This window comes from Pseudobutyrivibrio sp. OR37 (assembly GCF_900113655.1).
Taxonomy (GTDB): Bacteria; Bacillota; Clostridia; order Lachnospirales; family Lachnospiraceae; genus Pseudobutyrivibrio.
Genome location: NZ_FOQF01000006.1, coordinates 93,636 through 115,072, shown reverse-complemented (window position 1 = coordinate 115,072; position 21,437 = coordinate 93,636). Strand labels below are relative to the sequence as shown.

Sequence of the window (21,437 nt, the reverse complement as noted above, 5' to 3'; positions counted from 1 at the left end):
TTCCTATTACTATCCTTTGCTACGCTAATTGCGTATAGATTGTCTTTGACACGAAGTCTGCAAGCCTTTTCATCGCCCGGCTTGCCACAGGAAGTGGCATCTGCTGATACACATGCCAGCCATCCTTTTCAATATCGATGACCACATTACACCCTGCCTTATGCATTTTCTTTTGAAGGCGCACGCTGTCATCTAAAAGAATTTCATTTTTTCCAACCATGATTAAGGTTGGCGGAAAACCATCAAAGCTTCCGTTTAACGGACTGTATATTTCAACGGAAGAATCAACTTCTTCGCCAATATAAGCATCTCTAACACCTATTACATAATCCTTTGTAAGAATTGGATCTTTGTCCTTGCAGGTTTCGTAGGTGCCTGAGGTTGCAGTCATGTCTGTCCATGGACTGAACAAAAGAAGACATTTAGGTGAAAGATTTTTCTCCTTCAAAAGCTTTTGTGCCATGCACAAAACCAAATTGCCTCCTGCAGAATCTCCTGCAAAAATCACCTGCTTGGCACCATAGCCCTTATCTCTAAGGTAATCCCATATTTTCATGCCATCCTCTATTGCCGCTGGGTATTTATTTTCTGGAGCCAATCTATATTCGAAGGAAATCACTGAAAAGCCTGTGGCAACAGCCAGCTTTGCAGCAAGGATTCTTGCATAGCCCAATCCACCACAGGTGTATCCTCCTCCATGAGCATATAAAATTATGTACTGAGGATTATGAGCGAAATCTGGCTTTAGCCATTCGCAAGAAATTCCATCTACCATAAAACCATCAACTGTAACATCACCAGTTGGCGCCGCAAGCTTCCCGGCTCTTTCCATGGCAGCTCGTTGTTTTTTCAAGTCTTCTTCTGTTAAAGAATTTCCACCGATGGAATTGATTGCCTTTATGGCCTTCATCAGTGGATCATTAAGATTAATCTTCAATAACGCCATACTATCCCTCTATATCAAACATAATTCTATTATAATGATTGCGCGTCGATTTTTCTACAAAACCACAGTAAATTCACCTATATTACACATTTCAAATCCTCAGAGTAGGATTTCACAATTTTTTCACAATTTAGTCACATTTTGACACCAAATAACTATAATCACATGCTAGAATATTTGTGTACGAAAAAGCAGTAGTCTTTTTTAGGGGAGGCGCAGCCATGGATATAGCTGAGATTTCTATGAATTTAAGTCAAAACCAGCTACTTACAGCAGTGGGGACTGCTATGCTAGGCAAGACCTTAGATGTTGTAGAGGGACAAGCTGCGGCTTTTACTCAAAGTATGGATATGAATTCTCCTTCTTTGGAAAGCCTGGTTTATCCTACCTCAGGTACCATGATTGACCTGCGCGTTTGAGTTATAAATGTATTTTGGTTTTTACATTAAGAGCTTGCCCGTTGCAAGCTCTTTTAATTTGCGTTACATGACTTAACCTATATATATCAACTCGAAATTATGCCAAGCAATTCACAAATTAAAATTTAATTTCTATCCTTTATTCACAGTTTATACATTGTTCCTTCATGGCTAGATTGTATTATAATTACATCGCAAGACAGAAGCGATGAACCATTTTTTTCATAACATTATTCTCCCTTTTGAAAAGCGATGCCCCGCCGGCATCGCTTTTTACTGTCTAAAAAACTTCTTTAACACTTCAGCCCTATTTTGATATTATATACTCATGATTAATTCAAAACACGAACTGATAATTAAAGATATAAAAAGCGCTATTAATGCTGGAAAGTTTGATGCAGGAGAAAAGATTCCTTCAGAGAATCAGCTTGCCGCAAAATATAACGTTAGCAGGCAAACTGTGCGAAAGGCACTTGCAAAGCTGATTGAGGAAGGCTATCTCTACGCTCTTCACGGCAGTGGCACCTTTGTTGCGCAGCGAAAGAGTAAAAATAAGAACACCAAAAACATTGCGGTGGTTTCTACATTTATGTCCGATTATATTTTCCCAAGAGTAATCCAGGGCATCAATCAGGTGTTAGATGAAAATGGCTACAGCATTCTTCTTAAAACCACCAACAATTCCCGCAAGGGTGAAGCATGGTGCATGGAGGAGCTACTTTCCAAAAATATAGACGGAATGATTATCGAGCCTAGCCAAAGTGCCATCAGTTGCCAACATCAGGTGCTTTACGACCAGATGGATGCCATGGGAATCCCATACGTATTCATCCAGGGTTGCTACGAGGCCATGATGGACAGGCCATTTGTAATGCTTGATGATGTGGAGGGTGGCCGTCTTATCACAGAGCATCTGATAAACCTTGGGCATCGAAACATTGCAGGTATTTTTAAGGCCGATGATACTCAGGGAATTTTGCGCCACAAGGGTTATGTAAAGGCTCTTTTGGCCGCTGGAATCACCTACAATCCTGATTTAGTTATCTGGTATCACACTAAGGATAAAACAATGAAGCCAATGGAAGGCTTAATTAGAATATTAGAAAGTGGAACTGCATGCCATGCAGTGGTTTGCTACAATGACGAGATAGCCGCCGATGTTATAAAGGGTCTTCAAAATATTGGGCGAAGCGTCCCTCATGATATTTCAGTTACAGGCTTTGACAATTCCCTACTTGCCCACAGCAAAGGAATAACCACCATCGCTCATCCACAGGAGGAGCTTGGAAAAAAAGCTGCCACCACCCTGTTAGGGTTAATCGATGGCAGCATTTCCCGCAAAGAAGCACATATTCTTCTGGAACCTAAATTAATCGAAAGAAAATCTTGTTTCTAAAGATTCTTTATACGCTGGATTGCTCTAGCGGTATTTTCTGCGGATCCGAAGGCTGTCAGGCGGAAGTATCCTTCACCTGATGGTCCGAAGCCTGCTCCTGGTGTTCCAACAATCTGAACCTTCTCTAATAAGTAATCAAAGAACTCCCAAGAAGTCATATTATCAGGTGTCTTGAGCCAGATGTAAGGTGCATTCACACCACCATAAACCTCAAAGCCTGCATCCTTAAGACCTGTGTAGATAGTCTTTGCATTATTCATGTAATAAGCAACCTGCTCCTTAATCTGAGCCTGTCCTTCTGCTGAATAAACAGCCTCGCCGGCACGCTGGATGATATAAGGTGCACCATTGAATTTAGTTCCGTGACGTCTAGCCCACATATTGTGAAGTGACATGCCATCAAAAACTAAATCCTTAGGCACTACAGTGTAGCCAAGTCTTACACCAGTAAAGCCTGCGTTCTTTGAGAATGAATGAATCTCGATAGCACATGTGCGTGCACCCGTACATTCATAGATGGAATGTGGAACATCATCCTCTGAAATATATGCCTCATAAGCTGCATCAAAAATAATCAGGCAGCCATTTTTATTTGCATAATCAACCCATAGCTGAAGCTGGCTCTTTGTAAGAGTAGTTCCAGTAGGATTGTTTGGAAGACATAGATAAATTACATCTGGTGTCTCCTTTGGAAATTCTGGAACGAATTTGTTTTCTGCTGTGGTTGGCATGTAAATAATATCTGACCACTTCTGTGATTTTTCATCGTAAGTGCCGCAACGACCAGCCATAACATTTGAATCAATATAAACTGGGTAAACTGGGTCGCAAACTGCCATTTTAACATCAGAGGCGAACAGTTCCTGGATATCAGCTGAATCTGATTTTGCTCCATCTGAAACAAAAATCTCATCAGCGCTAATGTCGCACCCTCTAAGCTGATAATCATTCTTCGCAATAGTTTCGCGCAAGAATGGGTATCCTAAATCTGGAGCATAACCATGGAATGTGCCAGCGTCGCCCATTTCATCAACAGCGTGATGCAATGCGTTAATCATTGCTGGTGCTATAGGCTGAGTAACATCACCTATACCAAGCCTGATAATATCCGCTGCTGGATTAGCCTCAGAATATGCAGCCACCTTTTTTGCTATTGTGGAAAAAAGATAACTGCCTGGAAGTTTTGCAAAATTAGAATTAACCTTAAACATGTCCGCCTCCCTTTTAAGTATTAAATTATCTATTAACTATTCTTTTAACTATTCTCTCATAGGACATATTCCCGCCGAATAAATCCAGGCATGAGCCAATAGTAAAATCCATATTATTATCACTAAGGTAGCTAATCAGTTCTATGTCGCCATAGTCTGCAACACCACCTGCATAAGTGATAGGAACTCTTTTATACCTAGACAAAAATCCAACTAAATCTCTATCTATACCCTTCTGTCTTCCCTCAACATCTGCTGCATGAATCAAAAATTCATCGCAGTAATATGCCAAACGGTCAAGGAAATTGTAGGTGATAATTTCCTTTGAAACCTTCTGCCAACGGTCAGTAACGATATAGTATTTATCATCGATTCTGGTGCAGGACAAATCAAGTACCAGATGCTCCCTGCCAACAGCCTTGGAAATACGCTCCAACGCATCGTAATCAACTCTTCCATCATTAAATACGTATGATGTAACTATGACATGACTGGCGCCAGCATCTATAAATGATTTGGCGTTTTTATCATCAACGCCTCCACCATACTGCATTCCCCCTGGAAAAGTACTAAGTGCCTTTATTGCCTCTTCCATTGATGCCTTGTATTCCTTAGTATTTTTCTTGTTCAGATTGATGATGTGGCCACCCTTTAAATCGTCTGCCTTGTAGATGTTTGCATAATAAGCAGCATCCTTATCAGCTACGAAATTCTCCTGTGGCTGGTCCTTCTTCTTTCCTGAATCAGAAAGTGTACCTCCAACAATCTGTTTAACCTTTCCATTATGAATGTCAATGCATGGTCTAAATCTCATTTTGCCCCTCCCCCTGATGTAGTTGTCTTTAAGCAAGTAAATTATTGAACAGTATAATCGCTGCCTGAAATATTTTCAATTACACTTTCGTAGAATTTTGTTGCAATTTTAAGCAAATATTCGGTATCTTTTACACCTGCTGTCTCGTAGCAAGAATGCATAGCAAGCTGAGCTAAACCTATATCTACACCATTGATAGATACGTGTGCGTTTGAAATATTACCAAGTGTTGAACCACCAGCTACATCTGAACGGTTTACAAATGTCTGATATGGTACATTTGCTCTGTTGCAAAGCTCACTAAATACACCGTAAGCAAGACCATCTGTCATGTACTTCTGGTTAGCATTGAACTTGATTACAACACCCTCGTTCATGAATACCTTGTTTGTAGGATCGCTCTTTTCTGGATAATTAGGGTGAAGAGCGTGTGCATTATCCGCTGACACCATGAAGGAATTAGCGATAGCTGTAAGGAGTGTAGAATTGTTTCCACCCATTGCCTCGTTGATTCTAACAAGTGTGTCATAAAGGAAAGTAGAATCTGCACCCTGCTTTGTACCACTTCCAACCTCTTCGTTATCAAAGGTTACGTGAATCTGAACTGCTGTGTTTGAATTCTTTGCAGCAAGAAGTCCCATCATTGAGCTGTATGAGCACTGAAGGTCATCTAATCTTCTGATTGAGATGAATTCATCATTTGCGCCCCATACCTTACCAGGCTCTCTATTGTAAAGGAATAAATCACTTCCTAAGATATCCTCTTCCTTAACTGAAAGGCTATCTGCAACAAGCTTCTTAAGCTTGAAGTTTTCATCCATAGATACAAGTGGAAGTAAATCCTTTTGAGCATTGTACTTGTAACCATCGTTTGCTTCACGGTTCATGTGGATTGCAAGAGATGGAAGCATGCAAAGATCCTTATCAAGATTTACAAGCTTTGTCTCGATGCCCTTGCTTGTTTTGATGATGGCACGACCAGCGATAGAAAGTGGTCTGTCGAACCATGGTGCCATAAGCATTCCACCATACTTTTCTGTGTTAAGCTTTACATAGTGACCTTCCTTCATTTCAGGCATTTCCTTGATACGGAAGCTTGGAGAATCACTGTGTGATGCCATAATCATAAAGCTCTTGTAATTTTCCTTTGGCATTCTGAAAGCAAGAATAGAAGAACCATTTCTTGTAACGAAATAATTCTTTCCAAGCTCAAGCTTCCATTCCTTTGACTCTAAAAGCTCTGTAAAGCCTTCCTTTAAGAAGCGCTGTCTTTCGTTTTCAACAACGTGAAACTGTGAAGGGCTCTCCTCTATAAATTCAAATAATCCTTTTACTGTCTCATTCATTTCTTTTTTCCTTCTTTCTTGATTGAATATCCAAAAGTCCCTTTAGGACTGGTTAGACCAAAATAGGTTCCATGTGAATAGGCAAGCAGTCTTGCTTTTTCCAAATCGAATTTGCCGGTTTCATCCATGTATTTTTCATCAGCATGAACAGATAAAACGTCAGCTACAAACATGGTATGACTGCCATATTCATGGATTTCCTTAACACGGCACTCTATGTTGACTGGTGATTCAACAATAAGCGGTACATTGATTTCATCAGCCTCTTCCTTATGAAGCTTGCATCTTTCGAATTTATCAACATCTCTTCCGCTTTGAACTCCACAAAAATCTGTTGCAAAGCTAAGCTCCTCTGTAGTTAAGTTGATTGCAAACTCGCCTGTTTCCTTAATCATATCGTAAGAATATCTGCTAGGTCTTACAGAAATGTAGGCCATAGGTGGATTAGTACAAACGGTACCTGTCCATGCTACAGTCAAAACATTATCATTGCCATCATTATCTCTGCAGGTAACTAGAACTGCAGGAAGTGGATAAATCATATTTCCTGGCTTCCAAGTTTGTTTTCCCATTATAACCTCCTTGATAAACTACCCTACTAATATACTCTAAAAAATGCCTAAAGAAAAGGGAATTGCAAAAGCAATCCCCTAATAAAAAGCTATTTAATAACTGGTTTTCTGGTTACAAAATCTATAACCTTTTTTCTTTCCTCCCACTCGGCCTTGAACTCTTCCTTTTTTTGCTCAAGCTCCTTTTTTACCTCTTCAGTTATGGGAGTCCCCCTGTGCATTGCGCAAAAGCCATACCCTAACATAACTACCCCTCCTTGCTGTTTTTCTCCTCCATCATTTCGGAGAATGTACCCATGTAAACATTGTCCTTGCCAAGAATAAACTTTAGATCGTCCATGAAGGCCTTTGTTTTAGGATTATCCTCAAAACCACGAGCCATAATCTCCTGAAGGAATTGCTCACCCACAGCGGAATCGATAATGAACTCTCTATCCTCCTCGAAATCGTCAAAGCTTCTATTCTTAACATATTCACCGCGGAACTTTTTATATTCAGCAGCCTTTTTGCCATCGTATTGCATTTCATCCTGTTCGATAATGCGAATGCAATTAAGCATATCCTCTGCATCAGAAAGAGCATTATGCTCTACAACGCCGCCAAGCCCGCAGATGGTCTTCATATCAGCTAATGAAAGATTGGCATCAAGTCCATCTGTTACATCCAGGCTAACTTCCTTTTGGATATTTTCGATGGTACTGATGAATTTGCCGACGCTGCGCTTTAAAGGCTTTTCAAGCTCTCTGGATTCATAATCCCTTTGGAAGCTGTTTTTATCACCGCCCCAAACGCAGATTTTTCCAACCTGATATTTACGAATCATGGCTATAAGCTCTGTCATAACAGTTTCGTATTCAGGTGCAAATTCTAAATCTTCATTTGTAAGACCTGTAAGCTCAGAAATAAGAGGTGGAAGCTTGTGTCCTGGGCGAAGTCTTACTGTAGAATAATATCTATCAAGCTCCTCATGCTCAGGATTTGTAATGATTATTCCCACCGAAATAACGTCCTCTATTGAGCCTTTTTTATATCTGGCACTTAGGTATTCTGCATCCAGGAAGGCCTGATTTTTCCCCTTATAACCTGCTGGTGCAGTCTGACTAGGTCCCTTTACTTTTTTATTTGAATTATTTGTTGCCAAGTGTTTTTCTCCGTATCAATTCTTTTACCTAGTTTAAATCTTATCATGTTTTTCATTAAGCAACAACCTTGTTATCCAACCTTGATATTCCGTTATAATTAAGTTATAGAACGTCACAATTATTTCATAATTAGGTTATATAATAACATTTAGAAGTGGTAGTATGCATTCCACTGAAAGGAGTCGCTATGGCTGATATAGGTATTAAAAACAATCTTCACATAGAGAATTCTGCACCTGCAAAATCTGCTCAAGCTCCCCAGCAGACCAGCACACCAAAGCCTAAAATTGAGGCTGAAAAACCTGACAAAAAGGCTTCTGCGGATATTTTATCTAAGGAGTATGGCCCAGTGGTTTCTAAATCCAAAGATGGAGACACAGTTCGTGTAAAGCATGACGAGGATGAGGGAAATAAAATCCACGAAATACTTCAGGAGGAAATAGAAAAGCTTCAAGAACAAAATTCCCATGAAAAACCTGATTTTGAGACCCACGCGACAGTAACTCAAATTCAGAAAAACAATTGGGACATTTCCTCTGAAGCAATAGATGTAACCTCCTATGCAGGATACAGTGATTCCAAGCTGAAGGAGCTTTATCTAAAGGGTGATATTTCTCAGATTGATTACAATCAGGAAATGGAGGCCAGGGCTGCCAGAAGAGAAAATGAAAGGATTGAAGCTCAAAGCTTTAACAAGGATTTCGCCACCAGCATTTCAAAGCTTTCTCAGGTTGAAAGAGATGCTCGAACCGTAGATGAAATCCAAAACGGTCAGCAATCTACTACTATTCCAGACGAAATTCGAATACAGGCACTTCAGAATTTTGACATTGTTTAACGTCTGGTAAAACTAAAAACACTCTAATTGACAATAACATTTTTCATGGTCAATAAGCTACGTAACAGTAGTTTATTGGCCACTTTTTTTGTGCTCTGCTGCATTGTATTTTTTTGTATTTAGATAAATACATTTAATTATGTTTTTATTTTCGTACATTGTTAATTATTTATCAGTCTTATGGTATAGTTTAAATAGGCTAGGTTGTTAGTTATGTCTAACTGTCCATGACATTTCAAACTTAACCCCACTAGCTCGTACCAAAATAACATTTGTAAACAAAGAAAGGGAAAATCAAATGGCAAATCACGATTTCGAACAGTGGAACGGTTTCGTAGGCCGCGTTTGGAAAGATAACGTTGACGTACGTGACTTCATTCAGAACAACTACACTCCATATGATGGAGACGAGTCATTTTTAGCAGGTCCTACAGACGCTACTAACACTCTTTGGGGCAAGCTCCAGGAGCTTCAGGCAGCTGAGCGTGCTAAGGGTGGCGTTTTAGACATGGAAACAGAGGTTGTTTCTTCACTTACTTCTTACGGCCCAGGCTACATTTCAGACGAGACAAAGGATCTTGAGCAGATCGTTGGTCTTCAGACAGATAAGCCACTTAAGAGAGCATTCATGCCTTATGGTGGTATCAAGATGGCTGAGCAGTCTTGCAAGATGTACGGTTATGAGCCAAGCGAGAAGCTTCACGAAATCTTTACAAAATATCATAAGACACATAACCAGGGTGTATTCGATATCTACACTCCTGAGATTTTAAAGGCACGTCACAACAAGATCTTAACAGGTCTTCCTGATACATACGGACGTGGACGTATCGTAGGCGATTACAGAAGAGTTGCTCTTTACGGTATCGATTACCTTATCGAGAAGAAGCAGATTGACTTCAAGAACACAAACCGTCAGGGTATGAGACGTTACGACTTCCAGCTTCGTGAGGAAATCACAGACCAGATCAATGCTCTTAAGGGCATGAAGGAAATGGCTGCTTCTTACGGCTTCGATATTTCTAAGCCAGCTGCTAACGCTAAGGAAGCTGCTCAGTGGTTATACTTCGGTTACCTTGCAGCTATCAAGACTCAGAACGGTGCTGCTATGTCAGTTGGTCGTGTATCTACATTCCTTGATATCTACATGACACGTGACCTTGCTAACGGTGTTATCACAGAGTCTGAGGCACAGGAAATCATCGATCACTTCACAATGAAGTGCCGTATGGTTAAGTTTGCTCGTATCGAGTCTTACAACCAGTTATTCTCAGGTGACCCAGTTTGGGCTACTCTTGAGGTTGGTGGTATCGGTCTTGACGGACGTCACCAGGTTACAAAGACATGTTTCAGATTCCTTCACACACTTGAGAACATGGGACCTTCACCAGAGCCAAACCTTACAGTTATGTACTCTAGCCGTCTTCCTGAGTCATTCAAGAAGTATGCTGCTAAGATTTCTGTAAACACATCTTCTATCCAGTACGAGAACGATGATGTTATGAGAGTTACATGGGGCGATGATTACTCAATCTGCTGCTGTGTATCTGCTACAGAGACAGGTAAGGAGCTTCAGTTCTTCGGTGCTCGTGCAAACCTTGCTAAGTGTCTTCTTTACGCTATCAACGGTGGTGTTGATGAGAAGACTCATGATCAGGTTGGTCCTGAGTACACACCTATCACATCTGAGATCCTTGACTACGATGAAGTTATGCACAAGTTCGATCAGATGATGGATTGGTTAGCTCACATGTATGTTGGAGCACTTAACATGATCCACTACATGCACGATAAGTATTACTATGAAGTATGCCAGATGGCACTTATCGATACACACGTACGTCGTTCATTTGCTACAGGTATCGCTGGATTCTCACACTGTGTAGATTCACTTTCAGCTATCAAGTACGCAAAGGTTAAGGCTATCCGTGATGAGGACGGAATCACAAAGGATTTCGAAATCGAAGGTGACTTCCCACGTTACGGTAACGATGATGACAGAGCTGATGAGATCGCTGTATGGCTTCTCCGCACATTCATGAGCAAGCTTCGTCACATCCACACATACAGAGATTCAGAGCCTACAACATCTATCCTTACAATTACTTCAAACGTAGTTTATGGTAAGGCTACAGGTGCTCTTCCAGACGGAAGACCAGCAGGCGAGCCACTTTCACCAGGTGCTAACCCAGCATACGGTGCAGAGAAGAGTGGTCTTGTTGCATCACTTAACTCAGTTGCTAAGCTTCCATACGAAGAGGCACTTGATGGTATTTCAAATACACAGACAATCAACCCAGGTGCTCTTGGACACTCAGAGGAAGAGCGTGTTAACAACCTTGTTAACGTTCTTGACGGATACTTCGATCAGGGTGCTCATCACCTTAACGTTAACGTATTTGGTAAAGAAAAGCTCATCGATGCTATGGAGCATCCAGAGAAGCCAGAGTACGCTAACTTTACAATCCGTGTATCTGGATACGCTGTTAAGTTCATCGACTTAACAAAGACTCAGCAGCTTGACGTTATCGCACGTACATGCCACGAGGCTTTATAATATCTTTTAATTAGAACTATTTTGGTTCCCCTCTGAAAGCCTTCCCCCTCTGGGGGAAGGTGGCCCGCAGGGCCGGATGAGGGGATTTTTTTATGAGGTAGATTTATGAGTGAAATTATAGGATACGTAAATAAATTTGAAAGCTTCGGTGCCGTAGATGGACCTGGAGTTAGATTTTTGATTTTCTTAAATGGATGTAAGATGCGCTGTGCATTCTGCCACAATCCTGAGACTTGGGCTGAGCACCAGGGTGATGAATACACTGCAGACCAGGTGTTAGAAAAAGCACTTCGTTTTAAGCCATATTGGAAGAAAGACGGTGGTATCACAGTCAGTGGTGGTGAGCCTCTTCTTCAGATTGATTTTGTATTAGATTTATTTAAGAAAGCCAAAGCTAAGGGTATCAGCACATGTATCGATACAGCTGGTCAGCCATTCACTCATGAAGAACCATTTTATAGCAAATGGAAGGAGCTTATGAGTGTAACAGACACTGTAATGCTTGATATCAAAAACATCGACCCTGAGGAGCACAAAAAGCTTACAGGTGTTGATAATGCCAATATCCTTGAAATGGCAAAAGAGATTTCTGATATGGGTATTACTCTTTGGATTCGCCACGTACTTGTGCCTGGCGGAAGCGACAATGATGATTTGTTACATCGTACTAGAGAGTTCATTGATACTCTTAAAACTGTAGAGCGTGTGGAAATCCTTCCTTACCACTCTCTCGGTGTTCCTAAATACGCAGAGCTTGGTATTCCATACCGCCTTGAAGGTGTTGAATCTCCAACAGCAGAACGTATCCAGAACGCAAAGGAAATACTTGGTTGTAAATAACCTTAAGATACTTTAAAGGGCTAGACATTATCGTCTAGCCCTTATTTATAAGATTAAAGAAGAAGAATGTGATTAATCTACATTGTAGATTTTATTGTTTTATATTTCTTCATTGTCTTTACTTCAAGAAGGATTAATAATCCTGCAAGAATAATATCAACAATGATGAATGCAATCTGCCATGGATATAAACCTGTCTTTAGGTTTTCTGGCTCGTATGCGCGGCTGTTAACAACTGTGTACATGATGTTCTTAGAAGCCTGACGCATTGCCTTGATTCCTGTAGCGCTTGTCTGGTCGTCCGGTGTATTTGTTCCCATTTCATAAGCAACAAGCATAAGGTCGTTACCATTTCTGATAGCTGCATCAGCATCCATGAAGTTTGCTCCAAGGAAGTAATCTGTGATTACCATTCCGCGGAATCCCCACTCATCACGGAGTACCTTGTTAAGAAGGCTATCATTTGCACCTGACCAGTGTGGTCCGATGTAGCTGTATGAGCTCATAACTGCCTGTGCGCCACCCTGCTTTACAGCAAGTTCAAATGGCTTTAGGTAGATTTCTCTGATTGCCTGTTCTGGAGCCCAAACTGAAATCATATTCCATCTGTTTGTCTCCTGGTCATTCATTGCGAAGTGCTTGATGTAGCTGTATACGCCAAATTCCTTAGCACCGATAACTTCCTGTGTAATCTGTGTACCTGAAAGAAGTCCATCCTCTGATACATACTCAAATTCACGTCCGCCAAGTGCTGCACGGTGTGTGTTGATAGCTGGTGCATACCAACCTGAAGCATCCATCTCATCACACATCTTACCCATGATGCGACCATAGCTTAATGCAAGTTCCTTATTGAATGTACATGCAAGTGTAACTGAAGAAGGCATACCGATTGAGAACTTGCCTGTAAAGTTGTTTGTGATTGAAGCAGGTCCATCGCAATCTGTTGTTCTAGCCTTTTCAACAGATGGAACCTCAAGTGTCTGATATCCGCCAAGTCCTACAAGTGATGCCATTTCAGATACTGTAAGCTCATCTAATAAATCTTCCCAACGTGGATCATCATACTCAGCGCCCCTGAGGTCCTCTAACTTAAGTCCATTCTTTGCCCCTGTTGTAGGCATCTGATCGTTAGAATCATTTAATGCGTTTGGATCATAGTTAAGGTTGCAAACATATTCTGCCTTAGCTTCATCTGTCATAGAAAAGTTTGTTGGTGCTGCAGTGGCCTCTTCATAGTTTGCAAAATGATCTGCACGCGATAAATATGTTGCGTTTCCGATAGCTGTATCAAAGTGATTTGTAGCTGCTACCTGGTCTGTCGAACGTTTATTATTTTCCCCGTAGACAATAGTCTTAGCAATGTTGAGAGTCTTCTCATCGATAACAGTATGGGCATCCTCTCTAAGAGAAATGACATAATCGCCCTCCTCTAATACATACGCCTTCTCAGCCTTGTCGTCGTATGAAGCAAGTGATTCCTCTGTAAAATCAAGTGTGATTGTCTGTGACTCTCCTGGTCCTAAGATGTCTGTCTTATCAAATGCGATAAGATTTACTGCAGACTTCTCAATTCCACCGTTTGTATAAGGTGGTGTGTCATAAAGCTCTACTGCAGATTTGCCTGCAACATCGCCTGTGTTTGTAACAGTTACATCAACGGTAACATTACCGTCAGCATCTATGTTTAATTCTCCCATTTCCTGCTTGAAGGTTGTGTATGACAAGCCGTAACCAAATGGGTACTGAACCTCTTTATCATAGTCGATTAAACCTTCAACAGCGGCTGTTTCGTAAAAACGATAGCCAACGTAAATACCTTCTACGTAATTTACAAAGTGTGGAGCTGAAACTCCAAGAATTGGATCACCTGAATCATAAGTGAACTCATCCACATTATCGAATGCATAATCACCAAAGTTGTTGAACCAAGGTGCATTATCAATGTGGCGTGCAAATGTGTCTGCTGTCTTACCTGATGGGTTAACATCACCATTTAAGATGCTACCAAGAGCTGGGAAACCACCCTGTCCTAAGCCCTGGCACCAAATTAACCCCTTGATGCTTGGATATTCATCTACAAAGTTCATCTCAAATGTGTTTGCACCTGTGTAGACAACGATTACATTTTCGTAATCTGCGCAAACTTCATCGAAAAGATCACGTTCAGTCTTATCTAACTGAAGGATGTGCTGGCCCTTTTCAAAGTCCTTGTAATCCTCTGAGTTTTCATTGTAAGTAACACCGCTTGCAACATCCTTTGGAAGGTCGGCTCCCTCGCCACCGCTTCGTGCAATTACAATAAGTGCTGTGTCAGAATACTCTTTTGCATTTTCCAAAAGTTCCTTTGGATATGTTGAAAGAGCTGGTTCTGGAAGTGTCCAGTCCTGTCCAAACAAACCGATTTCAGGTCTGTCTGTTCTGTAGCTTGTATAGAAATCTGAAAGTTCTTCATTTGTTTCAAAGCCTGCTTCGTGAAGTCCATCTAAAAGAGATGTTGTTTCAAAATCAGCTGAAAAACCGCCGGAACCTGTTCCACCATAATATGGATTTGTTGAAGACCAACCGAATACGTTGAGCTTCTTACCTGATTCCATTGGAAGAGCGCCCTTGTTCTCAAGAAGTACGATTCCCTCACCCGCAACTTCCTTTGAAAGCTCTCTGGCTTCGTCAATTGTCTTGTCTGAAACCTCACCCTTGCCTGTTGCAAGTGTGATCATGTTAGACATTGGTCCGAAGCAAATCAAGTTGACGATTGTAATTATTGCAAGCAAAAATGCTGTAAGTGATTGTCTACGCATTAAAAAGCGTGTGTGCTTTTCTCTCTTGCCTGCAAGAATCATGCAAACAATGAATGCTACAATAACAATCGCTAGTGCAATAAGATGTGGTGCAATCAATTTTAGGACATTGATTACATCAGTCATGTTGATTGATAACATAAATCATTCCTCCATTTTTTGTTTGATGAGTGCATTGTAGCCTCTGGAATTTTCAGATTCAATCAAATGTCCTATCCTGTCATTTAGAGTCCCTTCTTTGTCATCAGCAGCGATTTTTTAGGCCTCTTTGTATGTTATAATATGAACTGCAAATTATGTATTAACACTTTCTTGGAGGAATCTATGCTAAACATAGCTCTTATAGAAAATGATATAGAGGATGAAAAAGCTTTTTGTAATATAGCGGATGTTTTTTTCAAGCAACGTGGGGAACAGTACGACATTGCTGTTTTTAACCGTGCTGAGGATTTTTTAGAAAGCTACAATCATCAATATCAAATAGTATTTATGGATATAGAATTAGACGGCATGAATGGAATGGATGCGGCGCACAAGCTTAGAGAGCTGGATTCAGATGTGCTTCTCATCTTCCTTACTAATCTGGCCCACTACGCCATTGCGGGATATGAGGTGAATGCTTTGGATTACATCCTAAAGCCATTGTCAGAAAATGCTTTTAGCCTGAAGATGCCAAAGGTTCTTGCGATTATTAAGCAGCAGTCTAAAAAGAATATTACTGTTGCATCAAAAGGCGAAATCCATACCTTTTCTACAGATAGAATCTACTATGTGGAGGTTTTGTCACACAGACTTTACTATCACACCATGGACGGGGTTTTCGACACCAGAGGTGCTATCAGCGAGGTGGAGGGGATGCTTCATCCTTACCACTTTAGGCGCTGTAACAACAGCTACCTGGTAAATCTGAAATATGTGACCAGTATCGAGGGGAATGACGTGAAGGTTGGACCAAATGTATTGCCAATCAGCCGCCCTAAGAAAAAGATTTTTATAAATGAAGTTACAAATTATCTAGGAGGACAATTATGATAGCCTTTCATCTATCACCTTTCGTAGTTTTAATAGAGCTTTTAGCGTCCATAGGCATTCTGCTTTTATTGCAGGAAAAACGCCCACACTTCCTTCTTCGCGTGCTACTTTGCGGCACTATTCTTGTTTTCATGAACTTTATGTGGGATTTATTTGTTTTTGACAATCTGGCATATATGCTGCAATTTGTTGTTATCGTATTTGCGGTATTGTTTTGCTACAAGCTTAATCCTATATCAGCCTTATACTGGAGTACCGCCGGCCTTGCAATACAGCATCTATCCTATTCACTGCTAACACTAGGAATCAATTATATTCCAGGGATTATGACATCACTTGCTTATACCATAGTGATTTATATAACCATTTTAGTATGTGAATATTTTTTAATAACAAGACGCTTTGGAAAGGATTTTGAACTGCGAGACAACCAGTTCAAGCTCACCATCGTGTCCTTGATTGCAATGTTTTCCTGCACACTGCTAAACTCCTACAGAATGAATTATTCCTCAGACTCGGATTTGATTTTTGTGACATCCATCTATTCTATTATCTGCTCTTTGCTTGCACTGGTGCTACAGCTTGGATTATTTGAAAAGACTCAGATGGAGATGGAAATGTCTGTGTTAGAGCAAATCATTGCAAATGATAAGCAGCACTATGACGATTCAATGCAGAACATGGAACTGCTGAACATGTACTGCCACGATTTAAAATATTTCCTTCGAAGAAACGCTGATGAGGTAGGCTCCTTTAAATCACAGGCTGAGAAATTCCTTTCAACCTTCGATGCGGACATATCTACCTACAACCATGCGCTGGATACTATACTTACTGAAAAGTCACTGTACTGCGCTAACAACGATATCGAACTTACCTGCATGGCTGATGGACAGCTCCTTTCATACATGGATACAGCTGATATTTATGCTATGTTTGGAAATCTATTATCAAATGCTATCGAGGCTGTGTCAGCCCTTGAAAACAAGGATAAGCGTATGATTTCTCTTACCGTACGACGCAGAAATGATTTTGTCCACATTCTTGTAGACAATTACTACGACAATACACTTTCCTTCCACAACGGACTGCCTGAATCCACAAAGGACCAGCCTCATCTACATGGCTACGGGTTAAAGAGTATTAAATATCTGGCTGAAAAATACAATGGAAACCTTACTATTTCTGCCGATGATGATGTTTTTCATGTAAATATTTTAATGCCAATCAATCCTTAAAATTATATTGCCTACAATTTTCACAATTTTTGCACTTACATTTTAGTAAATATTATGATACAATTGCGAAGCAATTTAAGAAATTATGGTTTTATTGGAAACGACACATCCTCCGGATGATAACGAACAACACATTTATTCTTATGTAGTTATTTATTATCAGAAGGAGGATTTTTTATGCCTAAAAACAAATTTCAGGACGTAGTTTTTACAATTATTATGGCAACTATCATGGTTTACGGAATGGTAGTTTACAACGTAGCACTTAACATGGGTGGTGTTAGCGGTGCCACTTTCTTAGCAGCTTTACATGAGCTTCCAATCATGGTACCTATCGCATTCGTATTAGAATTCTTTATCGTTGGTAAGATTGCCAGAGGGCTTGCATTTTCAGTAATGGACCCTACTAAGGATCGCCCACAGTTCATCACTTATGCAATTTCAATCTGCATCTGCTGCATCATGTGCCCTAGCATGAGCCTTGTTGCTACTATCCTTTTCAAGGACACAAAAACATTCGGTACATGGGTACAGACATGGGCTATGAACTTCCCAATGGCTCTTTTATATCAGCTTTTCTACTGCGGACCATTCGTAAGACTTATCTTCCGTACAATCTTCCGTGAGAAGAAGAATACAAAATAAAAAAAAAGCTAGCTGTTAAATTAACAGCTAGTTTTTTTTATCCCTTCACGGCGCCTTCTGCGATTCCGTCTACCATGTTTTTAACTAGGGCGAAATATAGAATTACGATAGGCACTGCGATAAATACGCTTCCTGCGGCGAATCTGGCGAATTCTGTTTCATCTAGACACATCAGTCCAACAGCCACTGTATACAAATCCTTTTCCTTTAATAATAGCTTTGGCAAAATAAAATCTGACCATGGCCATGTAAAAGAAGTTAATGCCGTATATACGATAATTGGCTTTGAAAGTGGTAGATTGATTTTCCAAAATATCTGTGCAGAATTGGCACCGTCTATTTTGGCTGCTTCATCGATAGCCTTTGGTATGGTGTCGAAGAAGCCCTTTTGTGTAAGGTAGCCCATAGGCGCCCCTGCTGCATATATCAAAATCAATCCCCATAGCTGATTGATAAGACCAAATTGGGTCATCAGAATGTATACAGCAGTCATTCCCATGAAGGATGGAAACATGCCAAGAATCATGGTAGTTTTCATCATTGTTTTTCTGGCCCTAAACTCAAATCTGGACATTGTATAGGCAGTAAGAATTGTGAGAAAGGTGCCAAGTAAACAGCTACCGACTGCAACAAACAATGTGTTCAAAAACCATCTTGGATAGTTGTACATTGTGGTATCTGTAAATAATTTCTTAAAAGTGGCTACGCTGTAGCTTTTTGGGAAGAACCCATCAAATGAATATATGCTTCCTGACTTTGAGAATGATGCAAGTACAATCCAAAGGCAAGGGAAGAAAAATATAAAGGCTACAATTAAAAGTAATGCATAGGTCCAGGTAGCATCAATGATTTTTCCAACGCTTTGCTTTTTCATCATTGGAAGGTATCCTCCTCTCTGTAGGATGGTGATTTAACATATACTGCAAGCGAGATGGCTGATGTAATGATAAATATAATCAGCGAAATAGCCGCGCCAATGCAGTAGTAATTGTTATCTATGGACAGATTATAGAGCCAATTGATAAGCAAATCAGTATCGCTAGCTAGGAAATATCCATCCATGTATAATCCACCTCTGAGGAAGTAAAAGATACCGAAGTTGTTGAAGTTACCAATAAACTGGCCTAGCAAAACAGGGGTTGTTGCAAAAAGCATAAATGGCATTGTAAGCTTTCTAAACTGCTGAAATGGTGTTGCTCCATCGATTCTGGCTGCCTCGTATAAAGACATATCTCGATTTGAAAGATGTCCTGTGGCAAGCAGCATAATTGATGGTACGCTAATCCAGCAATTTACAAGTATTCCTATTAATCTGGCCATCCATTTGGCATCCAAGTCAAGGAAGCCGATTGGGGCTGCGCCAGTTGCCTTTATCATCTGATTGATTGGCCCACCGTAGGAAAACATAAACTTAAAGGCAAGTAGTGTAATAAATCCTGGGATGGCGTAGGCCAGCACTGGAAAGGCTCTAAAGAAGGCTTTGCCCTTTACGCAGTCCTTGTTTAATAAAAGTGCCAGGCCTAGTCCTGCAAAATAATTAAGAGCTGTTGAAACTACTGCCCAAAGGATGTTCCAGCCTAAAATCCTTGCAAAGGTTGGAGCAAACTTTGAAAGGGTAAGAATCTTTTTAAAGTTATCAATGCCTACCCAATCTACAAGCTCTGGTGGCACAATGCTTCCGCCGTAGTTAGTAAAAGAAATTAGTATCATAAATATAATTGGTAAGATATTGAAGATACACACTCCCACTACTGGTAGCACCAACACAGTGATATAAAACTTTCTATCTAATAATTCCTTTAATTCGTCTATAAAGCTCTTTGGCTCTCTCCCCGTGCTTACACGCTCTTCTATATCGCAAGCACTTTTGATATTTAATACATACAGGTAGATAAATGCTGCAACCACAATCCATGCAAGTATTCCCATCAAAAGCATTACTACGGAATTGTCTCCCACAGTTCCAAGCCAGGCATCTGCCTTTGTGGTTCCCAAGGTGAAGAAGCCTGCTATATCAGAGAAGCCTCTTATCACCATGTATGCAATAAAACCTATTTCTATTAAAATATAAATAATTCCTTTAGCCACACAGCCATACATCAGCTGTCCGCTTCCCATAATTAGGGCAGAAAGCTTAGCGCGCCATGAGCTATTCAAAAACTTTCTCATCGTCTTTCCTCTTATTCCAAGGTATGTATTGCATCACTTATCTGATTGCACATATCCTCAAGTCCTGCTTTTAATGCATCTAAATCCTTGAATTTCTTTTCTGATTCTGGTCTGAAGCTATCCTTTGCCAAATCAGTAAAGAAGGTCTGGCCTGGTGTCCAAATCTGGCCCACCTCCTTGATAGATGGCATTAATACAACATTGCCCTTTTCAAGGTTTTCATACATCTGTTTAGATAATCCACCTAATTCTTCAGCAACGTCTTCTCTTGCTGGAGCAATTCCAAGCTTCTCATTTCTAAGCTTTATCATTTCGTAGTTTGTTGCAAAATCAACAAAGGCAAGACAAGCGTTTGGGCACTTGGTATAAGAGCTGATGGCATATCCATTTACTCCACCCATTGTCTTTGTATCGATTAAGGATGGGTTCTCCTCTGATAAATCTCCGCTTTCTGGAAGTTTAGGAAGAGATGTCATTACAAGATTTTCTGTGGCCTTTTCCTTTGCTTCGTCCTCAGTCATATCAGTGTTTTCGTATTCTTCTACCAAACTATCATAAAATGTAGTGTAGGTGTCTGGTGTGGAAAGTGTGGCAAAATATGTGCCATCTGCAAGCTTGCTGTATGCGTTTGTGGTGATAGTATCGTCGATGCAATCCTCGTTCATGTTGCTGGCAAGCTGGCTTAATACCCATGCACCCTTGTTGGCATCACCTGCTGCAAAACCTATATCATTAGTGTCTGTGTTGTTATTTCCAAAGATGTACCCGCCATAAGAGAATAAGAATCCGCTGGAGAAATACACATCATATAAGGATTTCATATAGCCATATTTATCTGGATTGGCCTCATGGATTTCCTTTGAATAGGCATACATGTCGTTCCAGTTTTCTACCATGTCCGGAACATCATTTTTGTTATCATCCCAATTGCTCTTCCAATCCTCTGGAAGTAAATCGGTTCTGTAGTAAAGCATTGGTGCCTGAACATTTACAGGAACACCGCAGGTGTAGGTGTTACCCTCAACATCCACCTGATATGCCTTCCAGGCAGCCTCTGGTATCTGGCTGTAGCAATCCAACTGCTCCACTGGAAGTGGATAGATGTGCTTGCCCTCAGCGTACTGCATAATTACATCATTAGCCTGATACAAAACATCTGGGCCGTAGCCGTAAGGGCCATCGTTTGCCAAATCCAAATACTGATCCATGTTGGCATCTACCGCTGTGATGCCGTACTTTTCATATTCCTTGTTAAAAGCCTTTATAAGCTCATCAAAATATCCCTTAGAGATAGCTGTGTCATTTTCCAAAACCTGGATGGTTACGTTCTCCTCTAATTCTCCGGTGAAAATGGTATTAGTAGGAGAAGCAGCTTCCTTAGCGGCTTCCTTGGATTCACTCTTACAGCCTGCAAGGGTAGTGAGCGCCATCATCCCAATTAATGCCAAGGCAATTTTTCTTTTCATAATAG

The 21,437-nt window shown here is 40.6% G+C and carries 19 protein-coding genes; 8 read left to right on the top strand and 11 right to left on the bottom strand.

What is annotated here, in order from left to right; genetic code table 11:
* Nucleotides 1–19: 19 nt before the first annotated feature.
* Nucleotides 20–946 (bottom strand): alpha/beta hydrolase, encoded by a 927-nt coding sequence (locus tag BM097_RS04685; protein ID WP_242944658.1) that lies wholly within the window; start codon nt 944–946, stop codon nt 20–22.
* A gap of 221 nt (nt 947–1,167) precedes the next feature.
* Between BM097_RS04685 and BM097_RS04680 the strand changes: the two genes are divergently transcribed.
* Complete coding sequence (locus BM097_RS04680) at nt 1,168–1,365, top strand: YjfB family protein (RefSeq protein ID WP_090546395.1); 198 nt, start codon at nt 1,168–1,170, stop codon at nt 1,363–1,365.
* A gap of 328 nt (nt 1,366–1,693) precedes the next feature.
* Nucleotides 1,694–2,761 carry a GntR family transcriptional regulator gene (locus tag BM097_RS04675; RefSeq protein ID WP_090546393.1) on the top strand — a complete coding sequence of 356 codons (1,068 nt, stop codon included), beginning with the start codon at nt 1,694–1,696 and terminating at the stop codon, nt 2,759–2,761.
* On the opposite strand, the gene BM097_RS04670 is transcribed toward BM097_RS04675, so the two are convergent.
* From BM097_RS04670 to BM097_RS04650, 6 genes are all read right to left on the bottom strand, one after another.
* A complete protein-coding gene (locus BM097_RS04670; RefSeq protein WP_090546391.1) occupies nt 2,758–3,972 on the bottom strand; it encodes an LL-diaminopimelate aminotransferase in 1,215 nt (404 codons plus the stop codon). The genes BM097_RS04675 and BM097_RS04670 overlap by 4 nt on opposite strands.
* 25 nt (nt 3,973–3,997) lie before the next feature.
* Entirely contained in the window at nt 3,998–4,786 is a 789-nt protein-coding gene (gene hisA, locus BM097_RS04665; RefSeq protein ID WP_090546389.1) for a phosphoribosylformimino-5-aminoimidazole carboxamide ribotide isomerase, read from the bottom strand.
* A 41-nt stretch (nt 4,787–4,827) separates the two neighbouring features.
* Nucleotides 4,828–6,132, bottom strand: a complete 1,305-nt coding sequence (locus tag BM097_RS04660) for a M18 family aminopeptidase (RefSeq protein ID WP_090546387.1) — start codon at nt 6,130–6,132, stop codon at nt 4,828–4,830.
* The gene (locus tag BM097_RS04655; RefSeq protein WP_090546385.1) at nt 6,129–6,704 is read right to left on the bottom strand and encodes a flavin reductase family protein; all 576 of its coding nucleotides are present in this window, start codon (nt 6,702–6,704) and stop codon (nt 6,129–6,131) included. Before BM097_RS04655 ends, BM097_RS04660 begins: the two co-directional genes overlap by 4 nt.
* 89 nt (nt 6,705–6,793) lie before the next feature.
* Nucleotides 6,794–6,949: a hypothetical protein gene (locus BM097_RS16300; protein ID WP_177197371.1), complete on the bottom strand. Its 156-nt coding sequence runs from the start codon at nt 6,947–6,949 to the stop codon at nt 6,794–6,796.
* Between the two features lie 2 nt (nt 6,950–6,951).
* Nucleotides 6,952–7,845, bottom strand: coding sequence for a 3'-5' exonuclease family protein (locus tag BM097_RS04650; RefSeq protein WP_090546383.1), 894 nt, complete (start codon nt 7,843–7,845; stop codon nt 6,952–6,954).
* A gap of 188 nt (nt 7,846–8,033) precedes the next feature.
* Here BM097_RS04650 and BM097_RS04645 point away from each other — a divergent pair, with 188 nt between their 5' ends.
* From BM097_RS04645 to pflA, 3 genes are all read left to right on the top strand, one after another.
* A complete protein-coding gene (locus BM097_RS04645; protein ID WP_090546381.1) occupies nt 8,034–8,684 on the top strand; it encodes a hypothetical protein in 651 nt (216 codons plus the stop codon).
* 298 nt (nt 8,685–8,982) lie between these two features.
* On the top strand, nt 8,983–11,241 hold the full coding sequence (pflB, locus tag BM097_RS04640) for a formate C-acetyltransferase (protein ID WP_090546379.1): 2,259 nt from the start codon (nt 8,983–8,985) through the stop codon (nt 11,239–11,241).
* 105 nt (nt 11,242–11,346) lie between these two features.
* Nucleotides 11,347–12,081 carry a pyruvate formate-lyase-activating protein gene (gene pflA / locus BM097_RS04635; protein ID WP_090546377.1) on the top strand — a complete coding sequence of 245 codons (735 nt, stop codon included), beginning with the start codon at nt 11,347–11,349 and terminating at the stop codon, nt 12,079–12,081.
* A gap of 77 nt (nt 12,082–12,158) precedes the next feature.
* On the opposite strand, the gene BM097_RS04630 is transcribed toward pflA, so the two are convergent.
* Nucleotides 12,159–15,023: a beta-glucosidase gene (locus BM097_RS04630; RefSeq protein ID WP_090546375.1), complete on the bottom strand. Its 2,865-nt coding sequence runs from the start codon at nt 15,021–15,023 to the stop codon at nt 12,159–12,161.
* A gap of 183 nt (nt 15,024–15,206) precedes the next feature.
* Here BM097_RS04630 and BM097_RS04625 point away from each other — a divergent pair, with 183 nt between their 5' ends.
* The 3 genes from BM097_RS04625 (at nt 15,207) to BM097_RS04615 (ending at nt 17,797) form a co-directional block, all read left to right on the top strand.
* Nucleotides 15,207–15,914, top strand: coding sequence for a LytR/AlgR family response regulator transcription factor (locus BM097_RS04625; RefSeq protein ID WP_177197370.1), 708 nt, complete (start codon nt 15,207–15,209; stop codon nt 15,912–15,914).
* Complete coding sequence (locus BM097_RS04620) at nt 15,911–17,152, top strand: ATP-binding protein (RefSeq protein ID WP_090546371.1); 1,242 nt, start codon at nt 15,911–15,913, stop codon at nt 17,150–17,152. The genes BM097_RS04625 and BM097_RS04620 overlap by 4 nt, the downstream gene beginning before the upstream one ends.
* Before the next feature lie 177 nt (nt 17,153–17,329).
* Nucleotides 17,330–17,797: a DUF2798 domain-containing protein gene (locus tag BM097_RS04615; RefSeq protein WP_090546368.1), complete on the top strand. Its 468-nt coding sequence runs from the start codon at nt 17,330–17,332 to the stop codon at nt 17,795–17,797.
* Between the two features lie 37 nt (nt 17,798–17,834).
* On the opposite strand, the gene BM097_RS04610 is transcribed toward BM097_RS04615, so the two are convergent.
* From BM097_RS04610 to BM097_RS04600, 3 genes are read right to left on the bottom strand one after another with little or no spacing between them, the layout of a single operon-like run.
* The gene (locus tag BM097_RS04610; protein WP_090546366.1) at nt 17,835–18,674 is read right to left on the bottom strand and encodes a sugar ABC transporter permease; all 840 of its coding nucleotides are present in this window, start codon (nt 18,672–18,674) and stop codon (nt 17,835–17,837) included.
* Complete coding sequence (locus BM097_RS04605) at nt 18,671–19,966, bottom strand: carbohydrate ABC transporter permease (RefSeq protein WP_090546364.1); 1,296 nt, start codon at nt 19,964–19,966, stop codon at nt 18,671–18,673. The genes BM097_RS04610 and BM097_RS04605 overlap by 4 nt, the downstream gene beginning before the upstream one ends.
* 11 nt (nt 19,967–19,977) lie before the next feature.
* Entirely contained in the window at nt 19,978–21,432 is a 1,455-nt protein-coding gene (locus BM097_RS04600; protein WP_090546362.1) for a sugar ABC transporter substrate-binding protein, read from the bottom strand.
* Nucleotides 21,433–21,437 lie beyond the last annotated feature (5 nt).